The sequence below is a fragment of the Mycobacterium sp. NGS45 genome (genome assembly GCF_059812645.1).
In genome coordinates this window covers 182,164-198,280 of sequence record NZ_JCALDB010000008.1, presented here as the reverse complement: position 1 = coordinate 198,280, position 16,117 = coordinate 182,164, and the positions used below count along the sequence as shown (strand labels likewise).

Sequence of the window (16,117 nt, the reverse complement as noted above, 5' to 3'; positions counted from 1 at the left end):
CAGAAAATGCAGAAGGTAGCGGTCATGGATCCGCTCTGATGGGCGCACTATATGAAACTCAGTGGAGCCTACGCCAACCCTCCGAGGGAGTTGCGCCTGCCCGATCTTGTTGTTCTCGAAGCATGGCGTGATCTTGGCTACGAGGATGTCACCATCCGCAAAGGTTGTGTAGCCCTTACTGACTTCATGGAATGGACGGATGGCTGTCGACTTGGTTGAAGCGCTCGCAATGTCCATCTCTGCCATGCCGACAAAGCAGACTTCCTCATCAGGCGGAACCTTCTCCGCCTTCGGGTTGATGTCGGCAACTTCCCCCAACACCACCGTCTTCACGACAGCATCACCTTCAACTGCGCTAACCCCGAAGCGATCTCATCTTCCAGCTTCTCGATGTCTGCAATGATCGCCAGCGGTGGTCGATGCTCGACCTCATCGTGAACTAGCTCCTTGTAGCGATTCACCGACAGGTCGTAGCCTTGAGCAACAATGTCGGCCTTCGGCACACAGAAAGACTGATCGGTGCGCGCCCGCTGCAGCTCCGAAGTGCCCCGTAAGCCCCACCGTGCCAGCACATCAGGCAGGTCGTTGACCTCGACCGGATTGCGCCTGTCGTCCAATGAGTACCCGTCGGCGGTGATGTCGTAGAACCAAACTTGCTCGGTGCCACCGGAATTAGTCTTGGTGAACAGCAGGATCGCCGTCGAGACACCAGAATACGGCCGAAAGACCCCGGATGGCAGTTTCACGACACCATCGAGTTTCTGTCCCTCGACCAAGATCCGGCGAATTTCCTTGTGCGCCTTCGTAGATCCGGACAAGACACCATCGGGCACGATCACCGCGGCCCTGCCCCCGGGCTTCAGCAGTTTCAAGAACAATGCCAGGAAGAGCAGTTCAGTCTTCTTGGTCTTGACCACCCGCTGCAGATCCTTGGAAGTGGATTCGTAGTCCAGTGAGCCCGCGAACGGCGGGTTCGCCAAGATCAAGGTGTACTTCTCCGCGTCCTCGCTGGCACCCTCAGACAGAGAATCTCGGTGGCGGATGTCTGGCGCTTCGATTCCGTGCATCAGCATGTTCATGCTGGCGATCCGCAGCATGGTGTTGTCGAAGTCGTAGCCGTGGAACATGCTTTGGTGGAAATGCTTACGCTGCGCGGCATCGGTCAGCACCGAGGCGTGTGTGTCGCGGACGTATTCAGAGGCGGCGACCAGGAAGCCGGCCGTCCCGCACGCGGGGTCGCAGATCTCGTCCTCGGGACCGGGTGCAGTCATCTGCACCATCAGGTCGATGATGTGCCGTGGGGTGCGGAACTGCCCGTTGACCCCGGCCGCGGCGATCTTCGAGAGCAGGTACTCGTACAGGTCGCCATTGGTGTCGCGGTCGGCCATCGGGATGTCATCGAGCATGTCGACGACCTTGCTGAGCAGCGCCGGGGTCGGGATGGTGAACCGGGCGTCCCGCATGTGCTCGGAGTAGGTGGAGCCGTCCCCGCCCAGGGTGCGCAGGAACGGGAAGACCTCGTTGGCGACGGTCTCGAACATGACGCCCGGTTCGGTGTTCTTGAATCGCGACCAGCGCAGGCCCTGCCGGTCGGGCCCGAACGTCATCGCCTCGGTCTTGCCGGTGCGTTGGGCCTTCTTCTCGGCCAGGGTCTCCAAGTCGTCGAGGCGGCGGGTGAACAGCAGGTAGGTGATCTGTTCGATCACCTCGAGCGGGTTGGAGATCCCGCCGGACCAGAACGCATCCCAGACCCGGTCAACCTTGCTCTTCAACTCGCCGGTGATCACCGAACGCTCGCCCCCTCTATTCATCGCATCGAACTGAACGGAACTGTATACATCACTGCACCGACAAGGACACCGCCACTGATCGACGAGCGCCCATCGGCGACACCGGATTCGCTACTCGACCGACCGCCCGAACCCCCACCGGATCGCGGCAACCAGGTTCGCCATGTACTCAGCCTTGAGGTCTTGCTTGTGCTGACGCTGGATCCATGACGGGTGCGTCGCGTTGACGATGTGGGGCACGCCCTTCGGGAGGCGACCCCTTGGTGCCTCGAACGGCATCGCTGCGATGCGCGCCCGCGGATAGAAGAATGCCAGCACCCGGGCGGCGTCCGCTCCGAGCGTGATCACCAGCCGAGGCCCGACGATCTCGAGCTCACGGTGCAGGAATGGGGCGCAGTTGATGATCTCGTGCGCATGGGACACACGGTTCTTCGGCGGGTGGCAGTGCACGGCGTTGGTGATGAACAGATCGGCCTTCTGATAGCCGGCTTGTTGAATGGCCTCATCGATCAGCTCACCGCTGCCGCCGGTGAAGGGGATCTGCTCTTCCATGCACTTCTCGCAAAGGCTCTGGCCCACCAATGCCACGGGCGAGGTCACGCAGCCATAGCCTGGGGCCGACGCGGTGACCCCGTGGATGTTCATGCCGTCGCAGCGCCGGCAGCTTCTGATCTCTTGGTCGAGGACGATCTTGCTCCGCTGCCGGGAGTCCAACGTGTCCGCCGGCACAGGAATGGGGCTCATAGCGGCGCAGTGTAGGAAGCTCCACACCACCGCGGCCCCGATTCGGTCGGACGCGATCCGCCCCGGGTCAGCGGCAACGGGACCCACGCCCCCAACTCCCGACCCAGCATGACCGAGGACGACCACACGCCCCACCCCACAAAACACAAAGGTCACGACCTCAAAAGAGTTCGTGACCAAAGTGCGTGCGGTTCGTAGAACCGCTCTCTGTGGGCGAAGGGGGACTTGAACCCCCACGTCCCGAAGGACACTGGCACCTGAAGCCAGCGCGTCTGCCATTCCGCCACTCGCCCGTGACGACGAGCGAGCCTATCACGGCTGCGCCGACATTCCCCAACCGCCGAGCTCAACCCCCCGCAGCGCGCTGACCTGCGGGTACGCGATTCTCAGAGTTCTCATGGTGCCGAATGCCCTGGCAGGACGGATAACATTGGCGAGAAAATGCGCAGTAGCGGCAATGCCTGCTGCGCACCTACGGATGAGGCAGGCGGTGACGATGGGGCTCGTAGAGCGCTTCGACCGCAAGCTGGAATCCACTGTCGGCGATGCGTTCGCACGTATCTTCGGCGGATCGATCGTCCCGGCGGAAGTCGAGGGCATGCTGCGCCGGGAGGCCGCCGACGGCGTCCGGGCACTGCAGGGCGGTCAGCTGCTGGCCCCCAATGAGTACGTCATCACCCTCAGTGAGTCCGACTATCAGAAGGTGGTGGCAGACCCCGATCTCACGTCGGATACTTTTGCCAAACATCTCGGGGGATACATCGGGGAACAAGGGTGGCAAACGTATGGTGATGTGGTCGTCCGATTCGCGCGGTCACCACATCTACACACCGGGCAGGTCAGGGCCCACGGTGCCGTCAACCCCGACGCCGTGCCCGCCCCCGATCCCCAACCACGCAGCGGCGCACCCGCCGCGCCAGAATCAGAACGCGCGTCGACCGCAGAACCAGGAGCACTGATGAGCGACAACCCGAGCTACCAGGGCGGCCAAGGACAGGGCCGGCCCGGCGACGAGTACTACGACGACCGCTACGGCCGCCCCCAGGACGACCCGCGCGGCGCCGGCCCCGACCCGCGTGGCGGCTACCCGCCCGAGCCCGGCGCCTATCCCCCGCCGCCGCCGGCGGACCCGAACTACCCGCCGCGCCAGGGGTACGAGCAGGGCGGCTACCCGCCCCCGCCGCCGTCCTACGAGCAGCGCCCCCCGGCCGGCTACGGCCCGCCTTCGGGTGGCTACGACGCTCCCCCGTCCGGCGGTTACGACCAGGGCGGCTACCGGCAGGCCCCCGGCGGCTACCCGCCGCCCCCGCCGGCCGGCTACGGCGAGCCCCCGCGCGGCGACTACGACTACGGTCGTCAGCCCGCCCCGCCGGCTCCCCCGGCTCAGGACTACGGCCGTCCCGCCCCCGGTTACGGCGACCAGGGCTACGGTGCCGCGCCCGGCTACGGCGACCAAGGCGGCTACCCCGACCAGGGCTACGGTCAACCGGACTACGGCCGCGGCTACGCCGATCAGGGCGGCTACGGCGACCCGGGTGGCTACGGCGCCGCGCCCGGCTACGCCGACCAAGGCGGCTACGGCGACCAGGGTTACGGCGACCGGGGCTACGCGGCCCCGCCGGCCGGCGACTACCACGCCGGCTCGGCCACCGTCACCCTGCAGCTCGACGACGGCAGCGGCCGCACCTACCAACTCAAGGAAGGCGCCAACGTCGTCGGCCGCGGACAGGACGCCCAGTTCCGCCTCCCCGACACCGGGGTCTCGCGGCGGCACCTGGAGATCCGCTGGGACGGCCAGGTAGCGCTGCTGTCGGATCTGAACTCGACCAACGGCACCACGGTGAACAACGCGCCGGTGCAGGAATGGCAGCTCGCCGACGGCGACGTCATCCGGCTCGGGCACTCGGAGATCGTCGTCCGCGTCCACTAGGGCCTGAGGGTCACAACACACAGCGAAGCTGCACGTCGCATTGGTGACCGTCCAAGTATCGTGACGTTGCCGCACGGAGGACGGGAAGGACGCCAGATGCAGGGAATCGTTCTGCAGCTGACCCGTGCTGGCTTCCTGTTGATGTTGTGGGTGTTCATCTGGTCGGTGCTGCGCATCCTGCGCACCGACATCTACGCCCCGACCGGAGCGGTGATGGTGCGACGAGGTCTGGCGCTGCGCGGCTCACTGCGGCCCCGGCAGCGCACCACCCCGCGCTACCTGGTGGTGACCGAGGGTTCGCTGGCCGGCACCCGCATCACCCTGGGCAGCCAGCCGGTGTTGATCGGACGCGCCGACGACTCCACCTTGGTCCTGACCGACGACTACGCCTCGACCCGCCACGCGCGGCTCTCAGAACGCGGGTCTGAGTGGTACGTGGAGGACTTAGGATCAACCAACGGTACATACCTCGACAGGGTGAAGGTGACGACGGCGGTACGAGTTCCCATAGGCATGCCGGTGCGAATCGGCAAGACGGCAATCGAGTTACGCCCGTGACACTGGGTCTGCGGTATGCCGCACGTAGCGACCGTGGTTTGGTCCGCTCCAACAACGAAGATTCGGTGTACGCCGGGGCCCGGCTGTTGGCGCTGGCCGACGGCATGGGCGGGCATGCCGCCGGCGAGGTCGCCTCCCAGTTGGTGATCGCCGCGTTGGCGCATCTCGACGACGACGAGCCCGGCGGCGATCTGCTGGCCAAGCTCGACGAGGCGGTGCACCAGGGCAACTCGGCGATCGCCGCGCACGTGGAAGCCGAGCCCGAACTCGAGGGCATGGGCACCACGCTGACCGCGATCCTGTTCGCGGGCACGCGGCTGGGCCTGGTGCACATCGGCGACTCGCGCAGCTATCTGCTGCGCGACGGTGAGCTGAGCCAGATCACCAAGGACGACACCTTTGTGCAGACCCTGGTCGACGAGGGCCGGATCACCGCCGAGGAGGCGCACTCCCACCCGCAGCGCTCGCTGATCATGCGCGCGCTCACCGGGCATGAGGTGGAGCCGACGCTGACTGTGCGCGAGGCCCGGGTCGGTGACCGCTACCTGCTGTGTTCGGACGGCCTGTCCGACCCGGTCAGTCACGAGACCATCAAGGAAGCGCTGCAGATCGAGGACGTCGCCGAAAGCGCGGACCGGCTGATCGAACTCGCGCTGCGCGGCGGCGGCCCGGACAACGTCACGGTGGTGGTGGCCGACGTCGTCGACAACGACTACGGCCAAACCCAGCCGATCCTGGCCGGCGCAGTCTCCGGCAGCGACGACGACGCTGCTCCTCCGAACACCGCGGCCGGCCGCGCCTCGGCGATCAACCCGAAACGAACGCAGGCCAAACGCGTTGTGCCCGAGCCTGAAATCCCCACCCAGCCGCGCCGGTCCCGGCGCCGGATGCTGATCGCCGCCGCCGTCGTGGTGCTGTTGGTCGCCGCCGGTTTGTGGGGCGTCAAGAAATACATCGACAACAACTTCTACGTCATCGACCACGCCGGCACGGTGACGATCATGCAGGGCATCCAGAGTTCGGTGCTGGGCGTCTCGCTGTCCGAACCGTTCCTGTACGCCTGCCTGCGCAGCGACAACGCGGTGGCGCACGTCGCGTACGGCGAGCAGCGCGCCGATTGCAAGCCGATGCAGCTGCAGGACCTGCGTCAGTCCGAACGCACCCAGGTGCAGGCCGGGTTGCCCGGCGGGTCGCTGGACGACGCCATCCGCCAGCTCCGGGACCTGGCCGACACCTCGCTGCTGCCGATCTGCAAGCCGGCCGCCACCCCCACTCCGACGCCGTCGACCACACCGACCACCAAGGCGCCGGTCCCGGGCACGTCGGGCCGCCCGCCGGTCACCGGACAGCAGAACCCCGACGCCGACGACCCCGACGCCGACAACCCGACGGCGCCGACCAACCGAAATCCCGATTCGCCGACCAGCCCGACCACCACCCGTCCGCCCGCGCCGACCACCAGCGCCGCGCCCACCCCGCAGCAGGAGCCAGGCGTCGACTGCCGGGAAGCGGCATGACCACCGCGCCGCAGTCCCCGGTCGCGGTCATCCCGCCGCTACCGACTCGGCGCAACTCCGAACTGGGGCTGCTGTGCTTTGCCGCCGGTCTGACCGGGGTGGCGCTGTTGATCGTGGAAGCCAACCAGGAGCAGGGCCTGACCATCGAACTCGGCGGCTACCTGCTGGGCTTCTTGGCGCTGTTCGGCTTCGCGCACCTGGTCATCCGGTATTTCGCGCCGTACGCCGACCCGATTCTGCTGCCGGTGGTGGCCCTGCTCAACGGGCTGGGTCTGGTGATGATCCACCGCCTGGACCTGTCCGCGGCCACCGGCGTGGACGGCCCGGAACCCAGCGCCGGCCAGCAGATGCTGTGGACGCTGGTCGGCGTGATCGGTTTCTCGCTGGTGCTGATCTTGGTCAAGGACCATCGCCAACTGTCCCGCTACGGCTACGTGTGCGGGCTGATCGGTCTGGTGCTGCTGGCCATCCCGGCGCTGCTGCCCGCGGCATTCTCCGAACAGAACGGCGCCAAGATCTGGATCCGGTTCCCCGGCTTCTCGATCCAGCCCGCTGAGTTCTCCAAGATCCTCTTGCTGATCTTCTTCGCCGCGGTGCTGGTGGCCAAACGCAACTTGTTCACCAGCGCTGGCAAGCACGTACTCGGCATGGACCTGCCGCGGCCGCGGGATCTGGCACCGCTGCTGGCGGCCTGGGTGCTGTCGGTGGGCGTGATGGTGTTCGAGAAGGACCTCGGCACCTCGCTGCTGCTGTACGCGTCGTTCCTGACCATGGTCTACATCGCCACCGAACGGCTCAGCTGGGTGCTGATCGGTCTGGGCTTGTTCGCGGCCGGCAGCCTGCTGGCGTACTACCTGTTCGCGCACGTGCGGGTGCGGGTGCAGGCCTGGCTGGATCCGTTCGCCGACCCGGAGGGCGGCGGCTACCAGATGGTGCAGTCGCTGTTCAGCTTCGCCACCGGCGGCATCTTCGGCACCGGGCTGGGCAACGGGCAACCGGGCACCGTGCCGGCCGCCTCGACCGACTTCATCATCGCCGCCGTCGGCGAGGAACTCGGGCTGGTCGGGCTGGCCGGGGTGCTGATGCTGTACACCATCTTGATCATCCGCGGCATGCGCACCGCGCTGGCGGTCCGGGACAGCTTCGGCAAGCTGCTCGCCGCCGGTCTGGCCGCCACGCTGGGGCTGCAGCTGTTCATCGTGGTCGGCGGGGTGACCAACCTGATCCCGTTGACCGGGTTGACCACGCCGTGGATGTCCTACGGCGGGTCCTCGCTGGTGGCCAACTACCTGCTGTTGGCGCTGCTGGTGCGGATCTCGCACGCCGCACGCCGGCCCCTGGTCGAACCGGTCAAGACCCCGACCGGTCAGCCTCCGATCGCCGCGGCGCGCACCGAGGTGATCGAGAAGGTATGAACACCTCACTGCGCCGGATCTCGATGACGCTGATGGCGCTCATCGTCGTGCTGCTGCTCAACGCCACCTTCACGCAGGTGTTCAGCGCCGACGGGTTGCGCGCCGACCCGCGCAACCAGCGCACGCTGCTGGACGAATACTCGCGGCAGCGCGGCCAGATCGCGGCCAGCGGGCAACTGATGGCCTACTCGGTGCCGTCCGGGGGCCGCTACCGGTTCCTGCGCACCTACCCGAACCCCTTCGAGTACGCGCCGGTCACCGGCTTCTACTCGCTGAGCTATTCCAGCACCGGCCTAGAACGCGCCGAGGACCCGATCCTCAACGGCTCCGACGAGCGCCTGTTCGGCCGCCGGCTGGCCGACTTCTTCACCGGCCGCGACCCGCGCGGCGGCAACGTCGACACCACCATCTCCCCGCGGGTGCAGCAGGCCGCCTGGCAGGCCATGCAGGACGGCTGCAACGAAACCTGCAAGGGCGCGGTGGTGGCGCTGGAACCCAAGACCGGACGCATCCTGGCCATGGTGTCGGCGCCGTCGTACGACCCGAACCGGCTGGCCACCCACGACGTCACCGCGCAGCAGCAGGCCTGGCAGGAGTTGCGCGACGATCCGAATTCTCCGCTCAGCAACCGGGCCATCTCCGAGCGCTACCCACCCGGGTCGACGTTCAAGGTGGTCACCGCCGCCGCGGCGTTGCAGTCCGATTTCACCGAGGATTCCCGGTTCACCGCGCTGCCGTCGATTCCGCTGCCCAACAGCACCGCGACGCTGGAGAACTACGGCGGCGCGCCGTGCGGGTCGGGGCAGACCGCAACACTCGAGGAAGCCTTCGCGCGGTCCTGCAACACTGCGTTCGTGCAGATGGGGTTGCGGATCGGCGCCGACTCGCTGCGTAACACCGCCAAGGACTTCGGCTTCGACTCCCCCACCAAGCCGATCCCGCTGCAGGTCTCGGAGTCCACCGTCGGCGCGATCTCCGACGGCGCGGCGCTGGGGATGTCGGCGATCGGGCAGAAGGATGTCGCGGTGACGCCGCTGCAGAACGCCATGGTGGCCGCGACCATCGCCAACGACGGGGTCACCATGCAGCCCTACCTGGTGGATCGGCTGACCGGACCGGACCTGGCCAACGTCGACGTCACCGAACCGCAGGAGCTACGGCGTGCCGTCAGTTCCGAGGTCGCGGCTAAGCTAACGAATTTGATGATCGGTTCCGAACAGCAGACCCTGCAGACGGGGGCAATCGCCGACGTGCAGATCGCCTCCAAGACGGGTACCGCTGAGCACGGTAGCGATCCCCGCAACACGCCACCGCACGCCTGGTACATCGCCTTCGCGCCGGCGCGCGACCCCAAGGTCGCCGTCGCGGTGCTGGTGGAGAACGGCGGCGACCGGCTGTCCGCAACGGGCGGCGCGGTGGCCGCACCCATCGGTCGTGCCGTGATCGCCGCGGCACTTCAGGGAGGACCATGAGCCCGCGCGTAGGTGTCACGCTGTCCGGTCGGTACCGGCTCCAGCGCCTCATCGCCACCGGTGGAATGGGCCAGGTGTGGGAGGCCGTCGACAGTCGGCTGGGCCGCCGGGTCGCGGTCAAGGTGCTCAAGAGCGAGTACTCCTCGGATCCGGAGTTCGTCGAGCGGTTCCGGGCCGAGGCCCGCACCGTCGCGATGCTCAACCACCCCGGGATCGCCGCGGTGCACGACTACGGCGAAACCGAGATCGACGGTGAGGGCCGCACCGCCTACCTGGTGATGGAGTTGGTCAACGGTGAGCCGTTGAACTCCGTGCTCAAGCGCACCGGCCGGCTCTCGCTGCGGCACTCCCTGGACATGCTCGAGCAGACCGGCCGCGCGCTGCAGGTCGCGCACTCGGCCGGGCTGGTGCACCGCGACGTCAAACCGGGCAACATCTTGATCACCCCGACCGGGCAGGTCAAGCTCACCGACTTCGGTATCGCCAAGGCCGTCGACGCCGCGCCGGTGACCCAGACCGGCATGGTGATGGGCACCGCGCAGTACATCGCGCCCGAGCAGGCCCTGGGTCACGATGCCACCGCCGCCAGCGACGTCTATGCGCTGGGAGTCGTTGGCTACGAAGCGGTTTCGGGTAAGCGCCCGTTCGTCGGCGACGGCGCGCTGACGGTCGCGATGAAGCACATCAAAGAGCCTCCTCCCCCGCTGCCGCCCGACCTGCCGCCCAACGTGCGGGAGCTGATCGAGGTCGCGCTGAACAAGAACCCCGCCGGCCGGTACAAGAGCGGCGGTCCGTTCGCCGACGCCGTCGCCGCGGTGCGGGCCGGGCGTCGCCCGCCGCGGCCGAACGCGGCACCCACCCTGGGTCGGGCCAGCCCGGCGGCCATCCCGAGCACGCAGTCGCGCGCGGTCGCACCGGCCCCCGCAACCCGGGCCCGCCCGCCGAGCGGCAGTCACCACCGGCCCCCGCCGGCCCGACGCTCGTTCTCCTCCGGGCAACGCGCGCTGCTGTGGGCGGCCGGTGTGCTCGGTGCGTTGGCGATCGTGATCGCGGTGCTGATCGTCGTCGACCACAACCGGGACACCGGTGGCGACCAGCCGCCGGCCACGATCACCAACACCGTGACGCCGGGCCAGGAGACCCCGCCCGCCGAACCGCCGCCGGGCCAAGCCCCGCCGGCCGAACCGTCGAACTGGACAGGAGAGGCAGTGGACACCAGATGACCACCCCCGAACGCCTGTCCGACCGCTACGAACTCGGGGAGATCCTCGGGTTCGGCGGGATGTCAGAAGTCCACCTAGCCCGCGACACCCGGCTGCATCGCGATGTCGCGGTCAAGGTGCTGCGCGCCGATCTGGCCCGTGACCCCAGCTTCTATTTGCGGTTCCGCCGTGAGGCGCAGAACGCCGCGGCGCTGAACCATCCGGCGATCGTCGCGGTGTACGACACCGGTGAGGCCGAAACCGGCACCGGCCCTTTGCCTTACATCGTGATGGAGTACGTCGACGGCGTCACGTTGCGCGACATCGTGCAAAACGACGGGCCGATGCCGCCCAAGCGGGCCATCGAGGTGATCGCCGATGCCTGCCAGGCGCTGAACTTCAGCCACAACCACGGCATCATCCACCGCGACGTCAAACCGGCCAACATCATGATCAGCAAGACCGGCGCGGTGAAGGTGATGGACTTCGGCATCGCCCGGGCGCTGGCCGATTCGCACAGCGTCACCCAGACCGCGGCGGTGATCGGCACCGCGCAGTACCTGTCCCCCGAGCAGGCCCGCGGTGAGTCCGTCGACGCCCGCTCCGACGTGTACTCGCTGGGTTGCGTGCTGTACGAAATCCTCACCGGCGAACCACCTTTCGTCGGCGACTCGCCGGTCGCGGTGGCCTACCAACACGTTCGCGAGGATCCGATTCCGCCGTCGCAGCGGTATCAGGGCATCAGTCCGGAACTGGACGCGGTGGTGCTCAAGGCGTTGGCCAAGAACCCGGACAACCGCTATCAGACCGCCGCCGAGATGCGCGCGGATCTGGTCCGGGTGCACAGCGGCCAGACCCCGGAAGCCCCCAAGGTGCTCACCGACGAGGAACGCTCCTCGATCCTGTCCGCCCCGCCGAACTACCGCGCCGAAACCGAACAGCTGCCCCGGCAGTACGACTTCTCCGACTCCGGCGGGAATCGACGCTCGGTGGCCCGCTGGCTGGTGGCGGTGGCGCTGCTGACCGCCCTGACCGTGGTGGTCACCATCGCGATCAACGCGTTCGGCGGCAGCACCCGGGACGTGCAGGTGCCCGACGTCGCCGGTCAGCCGTCCGCGGATGCCATTGCCACGCTGCAGAATCGCGGCTTCAAGACCCGCACCGAACAGAAGTCGAGTTCGACGGTGCCACCCGACCACGTCATCGACACCAACCCGCCGGCCAACTCGGCAGCCGGGGCCGGCGACGAGATCACCGTGAACGTGTCCTACGGCCCTGAGCAACGTGAGGTGCCCGCGGTGGTCAATTTGAGCTACGGCGACGCCGTGCAGAAGTTGAAGGCCGCCGGCTTCACGGTGTTCAAACAGGCGACGTCGCCGTCGACGCCGGAGCTCAAGGACAAGGTGTTGGGCACCAACCCGCCGGCCAACCAGACTTCGGCGATCACCAATGAGATCACCATCATCGTCGGGTCCGGACCGCAGACCAAGGACATCCCCGACGTCGCCGGGCAGACGGTGTCCCAGGCCGAGAAGAACCTCTCGGTCTACGGGTTCACCCGGTTCACCCACGCCGACGTCGACGCCGTGGAGCCGGCCGGGACGGTGCTGGGGACCGCGCCGGCGGCGGGTCAGACCGTGCCGTTGGACACCGTGGTCGAATTGCAGGTCTCCCGCGGTAATCAGTTCACCATGCCCAATCTGGTTGGCCAGTACTGGGATGACGCCTACCCGACGCTGGCCGCGCTGGGCTGGACCGGGGTGCTGAACAAGGGTCCCGACGTGCCGAACTCCGGAGACAACCGCAACCGGGTGATGTCGCAGAGCCCGCCGCCGGGGCAGGGCATCGGTTACGGCTCGACGATCACGCTGACCTTCGGCGGCTGACCAGCCGCCGCGCGCCGCGGCGAGCGGCGCCGGGGGAGTGGCTCAGCCGGCGAACGCGGCGCCGACGGCGTCGGCGACCTCGGCTTCCAATCGGTGCACCAGTGCCTCCTCGGGTGCGCGGCCGCACTGCCCCAGCCAGTTGGCCAGCATCCGGTGGCCGCCTTCGGTGAGGATGGATTCCGGGTGGAACTGCACGCCGTGGATCGGCAGTTCGGTGTGCCGGACCGCCATGATCACACCGCTCTCGGTGCGTGCGGTGACCTCGAGTTCGGCCGGCACGGTCTGCGGCAGGATGGTCAGCGAGTGATACCGGGTGGCCGTGAACGGGTTCGGAAGTCCTTGCAGCACACCGATGTTCTGATGGAAGACGGTGCTGGTCTTGCCATGCAGCAGTTCCGGCGCGCGGTCCACGGTGGCCCCGAAGGCCACCCCGATGGCCTGGTGACCGAGGCACACGCCGAGCAGCGGAGTGCGCGCCGCCGCGCAGGCGTGCACCAGGTCGATGGTCGCGCCGGCCCGCTCCGGGGTGCCGGGGCCGGGGCTGAGCAGGATCCCGTCGAACCGCTCGGCGGCCGCGCCGATCGCGGCCTCGGAGCCGATCCGCTCGTCGTCGTTGCGCCAGACCTCAGCGGTGACACCCAACTGGCCCAGGTACTGGACCAGGTTGAACACGAAGCTGTCGTAGTTGTCGACTACCAAGACCTGCATCGTCACAGGTTACCGGGGTGGCACGGGCGCCCAGCAAGCGGAATCAGTAGCCCAGCGGGCCGTTGGGGGCGGCGTACTGCAGCCGCGGCGGCGGCGGATGCCCGACCAGTTGCAGATCGCCGCGCACCTCTTCGGTGTAGCCGAGCCCGAACCGCGCCACGTACTGCTTGTACAACTGGACCAGGGGAGCGGCGGCCAGGGCGGCCTGCATGGCCGGCGCGTCGCCGATCGCCGCGATCCGGTACGGCGGGCTGTAGGTGCGTCCGTTGAGCAAGAGCGTGTTGCCCACGCAGCGCGGCGCCGAGGTGGCGATCAGCCGCTGGTCCTGCATCTGGATGGCCTCGGCCCCGGCACTCCACAACGCGTTGAGGACGGCTTGGATGTCCTGTTGATGCACCACCAGGTCATCGGGGCGGGCATCGCGCGGGAAGCGGCCGTCGGCGTCGCGGTTGGCGTCGGTCAGGGTGACCACCAGACCGGGGCCGCCAACCGGGTCGAGACCGACGACGTCGGCCAGTTCGGCGGCGCTGGCCCCCATCGCGGCCAGCGCGGCGTCGCTGAACCGGCCGTGCGTGGAATCGATCCGGTCGGCCAGGCCGTCGCGTTCGGCGCTGAGCTCATCGACGGACTGTTGGGTTTCGCGCACCAGATCGACCAGCCGGGGGGCGTCGCTGCGGCGGATTTCGGTGCCGCCGGAGACCGCGTGGGTGGCGGCCAGCAACAGGCCGGCCAGCAGGCACACCACCGGCACGCCCCAACGCCACCGCGAGCGCGCCGGATCCTCCGGTTTCGCCACGGCGGCCTCCTAGGATTCTCGGCGGGCGGGGCGGCTGCGTTAGGCTGGCTGGCAACCCCGTGCGATGTTCATCGTCGCACTTGTCGTCGCTGTCGAAGGTAACCATGCCCAAGTCAAAGGTCCGCAAGAAGAACGACTTCACCGTCCGGCCGGTCAGCCGTACCCCGGTAAAGGTGAAGGCCGGACCGTCGAGCGTGTGGTTCGTGGCGTTTTTCTGCGGGCTGATGCTGCTCGGCCTGGCCTGGCTGCTGGTCTTCCAGTTGGCTGCCACCAACCCGGTGAGCACCCCGGCCTGGCTGCAATGGATGGCCGATTTGGCGCAATGGAACTACGCGATCGCGTTTGCTTTCATGATCACCGGCCTGTTGCTCACCATGCGGTGGCGCTGAGGCTGCTGGCCGGGAAGATGCATTCATCTTGCGGTTCGGCGTTTACTGAGCTCCGACCTGCGGCGACGCACAATCACACGCGTGTGATTCATCCCCATTGTGGATAGCACTTGTGGATAACTGCATCTGCAATGGTAAGGGTGCCTATGAATCAAACTCAGCAAACTAGTTGGGGGCCGAACTCGGCGTCGATCGTGGCGCTGGGGATCGGCGGATTGGTGATGGCCATAGCCGGTGTGACGCTGGTCACTGACCGGCCCGGACGTGTCCTGATCGGCGTTGCCGCGGTGGGTTTGCTTGTCTTTGCAATTTTCTCGTGGACGGCGCGCCCGAAACTAGCAATCACCGACGCCGGTCTGGTGGTGCGCACCTGGCGGGGCAGCAGCACGTTGCCGCGGGCGGAGATCGCTCGGGTCCGGATCACCGAGTTCCGTCGGCTGGGCCGCAAGAACCGGCTGCTCGAGATCGACACCACCGATGACCGGCTGCGGGTGTTCAGTCGCTGGGATCTCGGTACCGAACCACTCGAGGTGCTCGACGCGCTCACCACAGCCGGCTACGCCGGCTGACCGTCCACCCGACACGAGCGAAGTCCCGGTCCAGTCGCCCGAGGGCGCTGGAGCCGGGACTTCGATGGTTCGTGCTTAAGAAACCGTGATCGACTCGATGACCACCGGATCGACCGGGCGGTCGTTGCGGTCGGTCGGGGTGGTGGCGATGGCGTCGACCACCTTCCGCGAGGCCTCGTCGACGACCTCACCGAAGATGGTGTGCCGGCGGTTCAGGTGCGGGGTGGGGCCGACGGTGACGAAGAACTGCGAACCGTTGGTGCCCGGGCCGGCGTTGGCCATCGCCAGCAGGTAGGGCCGGTCGAACTGCAGTTCCGGGTGGAATTCGTCGGCGAACTTGTAGCCCGGGCCGCCGCGGCCGGTGCCGGTCGGGTCGCCGCCCTGGATCATGAAGCCTTCGATGACGCGGTGGAACGGGGCGCCGTCGTAGAACGGCCCGGAGGTGCCGCCCGAGGCGTTCTCGGTGGAGTATTCCTTGGTGCCCTGGGCCAGGCCGACGAAGTTGGCGACGGTCTTGGGGGCATGGTTGCCGAACAGTGCGATCTTGACGTCACCGCGGTTGGTGTGCAGCGTGGCGGTGGCGGTCTGAATGGGGCTCGTAGTCACGGTTTTACAGTCTGCCACCTCGCTCTGCGACGCCGTCGGGGCCCTACCCGCGGCATAGGTTCCGAAAGCACGCCGCAGATGGCAGGCTGTCCGAATGACTTCGGTTAACCACACCCGACTGACTTCTGCCCAGCGCCTGAGCCGGGGCCTGGCGCACACCGCCGCCGGCCCGGTCGACGTCGTCCGCGGCGCGACCGGATTGGGGGCTCATTCGGTGGCGGTGGCCTTCGGGGCGCTGCGGCAGCGGTACCAGGAAGGCAAGCTGCGCAAGGAGGTCGCCGCGGCCCAAGACGCACTGCGCGAGGAGTTCGCGGCTGCCCAGGAGGTGCTGGCCAACCTGCCGGACAGCTACCAGGAGGCCCGCTCCCGGCGGCGCGGCAACCGGCGCATCCCGCGGCCGTGGCTGCTCATCGGAGCCGGCGCTGCCGTGCTGGCCGCCGGGGGAGCGGCGTTCGCGATCGTGCGTCGTTCCCGCCAGCCCGAGCCCTCAGCACTGCCGCCCAGCGTGCAGATTGACCCCGCGCCCTGAGCGGCG

At 67.8% G+C, this 16,117-nt stretch carries 16 protein-coding genes and 1 tRNA gene; 10 read left to right on the top strand and 7 right to left on the bottom strand.

Annotated features, from left to right (window positions below; translation table 11 throughout):
* From AC5Y3P_RS09930 to AC5Y3P_RS09915, 4 genes are all read right to left on the bottom strand, one after another.
* The coding region (locus tag AC5Y3P_RS09930; RefSeq protein WP_500045719.1) for a restriction endonuclease subunit S domain-containing protein at positions 1 to 333 on the bottom strand (333 nt) is incomplete at its 3' end.
* The gene (locus AC5Y3P_RS09925; RefSeq protein ID WP_500045728.1) at positions 330 to 1,787 is read right to left on the bottom strand and encodes a type I restriction-modification system subunit M; all 1,458 of its coding nucleotides are present in this window, start codon (positions 1,785 to 1,787) and stop codon (positions 330 to 332) included. The genes AC5Y3P_RS09930 and AC5Y3P_RS09925, both read right to left, overlap by 4 nt.
* Positions 1,788 to 1,901: 114 nt before the next feature.
* Positions 1,902 to 2,534, bottom strand: a complete 633-nt coding sequence (locus AC5Y3P_RS09920; protein ID WP_500045718.1) for a uracil-DNA glycosylase — start codon at positions 2,532 to 2,534, stop codon at positions 1,902 to 1,904.
* Positions 2,535 to 2,744: 210 nt separating this feature from the next.
* A tRNA-Leu gene (locus AC5Y3P_RS09915) sits at positions 2,745 to 2,827 on the bottom strand.
* 203 nt (positions 2,828 to 3,030) lie between these two features.
* On the opposite strand from AC5Y3P_RS09915, the gene AC5Y3P_RS09910 reads away from it, so the two are divergent.
* The 7 genes from AC5Y3P_RS09910 to pknB all read left to right on the top strand — a co-directional run bounded on the left by AC5Y3P_RS09910 (position 3,031) and on the right by pknB (position 12,514).
* Positions 3,031 to 4,464, top strand: coding sequence for an FHA domain-containing protein (locus AC5Y3P_RS09910; RefSeq protein ID WP_500045717.1), 1,434 nt, complete (start codon positions 3,031 to 3,033; stop codon positions 4,462 to 4,464).
* A 96-nt stretch (positions 4,465 to 4,560) separates the two neighbouring features.
* The gene (locus tag AC5Y3P_RS09905; protein WP_500045716.1) at positions 4,561 to 5,022 is read left to right on the top strand and encodes an FHA domain-containing protein FhaB/FipA; all 462 of its coding nucleotides are present in this window, start codon (positions 4,561 to 4,563) and stop codon (positions 5,020 to 5,022) included.
* A complete protein-coding gene (locus AC5Y3P_RS09900) occupies positions 5,019 to 6,539 on the top strand; it encodes a PP2C family protein-serine/threonine phosphatase (protein WP_500045715.1) in 1,521 nt (506 codons plus the stop codon). The genes AC5Y3P_RS09905 and AC5Y3P_RS09900 overlap by 4 nt, the downstream gene beginning before the upstream one ends.
* Positions 6,536 to 7,954, top strand: coding sequence for an FtsW/RodA/SpoVE family cell cycle protein (locus AC5Y3P_RS09895; protein WP_500045714.1), 1,419 nt, complete (start codon positions 6,536 to 6,538; stop codon positions 7,952 to 7,954). Before AC5Y3P_RS09900 ends, AC5Y3P_RS09895 begins: the two co-directional genes overlap by 4 nt.
* On the top strand, positions 7,951 to 9,426 hold the full coding sequence (pbpA, locus tag AC5Y3P_RS09890) for a D,D-transpeptidase PbpA (protein ID WP_500045713.1): 1,476 nt from the start codon (positions 7,951 to 7,953) through the stop codon (positions 9,424 to 9,426). The genes AC5Y3P_RS09895 and pbpA overlap by 4 nt, the downstream gene beginning before the upstream one ends.
* The gene (locus AC5Y3P_RS09885; protein ID WP_500045712.1) at positions 9,423 to 10,649 is read left to right on the top strand and encodes a protein kinase domain-containing protein; all 1,227 of its coding nucleotides are present in this window, start codon (positions 9,423 to 9,425) and stop codon (positions 10,647 to 10,649) included. Before pbpA ends, AC5Y3P_RS09885 begins: the two co-directional genes overlap by 4 nt.
* Positions 10,646 to 12,514, top strand: a complete 1,869-nt coding sequence (pknB, locus tag AC5Y3P_RS09880) for a Stk1 family PASTA domain-containing Ser/Thr kinase (protein WP_500045711.1) — start codon at positions 10,646 to 10,648, stop codon at positions 12,512 to 12,514. The genes AC5Y3P_RS09885 and pknB overlap by 4 nt, the downstream gene beginning before the upstream one ends.
* A 42-nt stretch (positions 12,515 to 12,556) precedes the next feature.
* Here pknB and AC5Y3P_RS09875 read toward each other — a convergent pair whose 3' ends face one another.
* Positions 12,557 to 13,222: an aminodeoxychorismate/anthranilate synthase component II gene (locus tag AC5Y3P_RS09875; protein WP_500045710.1), complete on the bottom strand. Its 666-nt coding sequence runs from the start codon at positions 13,220 to 13,222 to the stop codon at positions 12,557 to 12,559.
* Between the two features lie 43 nt (positions 13,223 to 13,265).
* Positions 13,266 to 14,018, bottom strand: coding sequence for a DUF881 domain-containing protein (locus tag AC5Y3P_RS09870; RefSeq protein WP_500045709.1), 753 nt, complete (start codon positions 14,016 to 14,018; stop codon positions 13,266 to 13,268).
* Positions 14,019 to 14,122: 104 nt separating this feature from the next.
* Between AC5Y3P_RS09870 and crgA the strand changes: the two genes are divergently transcribed.
* A complete protein-coding gene (crgA, locus tag AC5Y3P_RS09865; RefSeq protein WP_500045708.1) occupies positions 14,123 to 14,407 on the top strand; it encodes a cell division protein CrgA in 285 nt (94 codons plus the stop codon).
* A gap of 146 nt (positions 14,408 to 14,553) precedes the next feature.
* On the top strand, positions 14,554 to 14,976 hold the full coding sequence (locus AC5Y3P_RS09860; RefSeq protein ID WP_500045707.1) for a PH domain-containing protein: 423 nt from the start codon (positions 14,554 to 14,556) through the stop codon (positions 14,974 to 14,976).
* A gap of 75 nt (positions 14,977 to 15,051) precedes the next feature.
* On the opposite strand, the gene AC5Y3P_RS09855 is transcribed toward AC5Y3P_RS09860, so the two are convergent.
* On the bottom strand, positions 15,052 to 15,600 hold the full coding sequence (locus AC5Y3P_RS09855; RefSeq protein ID WP_500045706.1) for a peptidylprolyl isomerase: 549 nt from the start codon (positions 15,598 to 15,600) through the stop codon (positions 15,052 to 15,054).
* A gap of 76 nt (positions 15,601 to 15,676) precedes the next feature.
* Here AC5Y3P_RS09855 and cwsA point away from each other — a divergent pair, with 76 nt between their 5' ends.
* Positions 15,677 to 16,111 carry a cell wall synthesis protein CwsA gene (cwsA, locus tag AC5Y3P_RS09850; protein ID WP_500045705.1) on the top strand — a complete coding sequence of 145 codons (435 nt, stop codon included), beginning with the start codon at positions 15,677 to 15,679 and terminating at the stop codon, positions 16,109 to 16,111.
* The last annotated feature ends 6 nt before the right edge of the window (positions 16,112 to 16,117 follow it).

Excerpts from the sequence above, each read along its gene's own strand:
- crgA (WP_500045708.1), top strand. The coding sequence starts at position 14,123 with ATGCCCAAGTCAAAGGTCCGCAAGAAGAACGACTTCACCGTCCGGCCG.
- AC5Y3P_RS09860 (WP_500045707.1), top strand. The coding sequence starts at position 14,554 with ATGAATCAAACTCAGCAAACTAGTTGGGGGCCGAACTCGGCGTCGATC.
- pknB (WP_500045711.1), top strand. The coding sequence starts at position 10,646 with ATGACCACCCCCGAACGCCTGTCCGACCGCTACGAACTCGGGGAGATC.
- AC5Y3P_RS09905 (WP_500045716.1), top strand. The coding sequence starts at position 4,561 with ATGCAGGGAATCGTTCTGCAGCTGACCCGTGCTGGCTTCCTGTTGATG.
- AC5Y3P_RS09895 (WP_500045714.1), top strand. The coding sequence starts at position 6,536 with ATGACCACCGCGCCGCAGTCCCCGGTCGCGGTCATCCCGCCGCTACCG.
- AC5Y3P_RS09885 (WP_500045712.1), top strand. The coding sequence starts at position 9,423 with ATGAGCCCGCGCGTAGGTGTCACGCTGTCCGGTCGGTACCGGCTCCAG.
- cwsA (WP_500045705.1), top strand. The coding sequence starts at position 15,677 with ATGACTTCGGTTAACCACACCCGACTGACTTCTGCCCAGCGCCTGAGC.
- AC5Y3P_RS09875 (WP_500045710.1), bottom strand. The coding sequence starts at position 13,222 with ATGCAGGTCTTGGTAGTCGACAACTACGACAGCTTCGTGTTCAACCTG.
- pbpA (WP_500045713.1), top strand. The coding sequence starts at position 7,951 with ATGAACACCTCACTGCGCCGGATCTCGATGACGCTGATGGCGCTCATC.
- AC5Y3P_RS09910 (WP_500045717.1), top strand. The coding sequence starts at position 3,031 with ATGGGGCTCGTAGAGCGCTTCGACCGCAAGCTGGAATCCACTGTCGGC.
- AC5Y3P_RS09920 (WP_500045718.1), bottom strand. The coding sequence starts at position 2,534 with ATGAGCCCCATTCCTGTGCCGGCGGACACGTTGGACTCCCGGCAGCGG.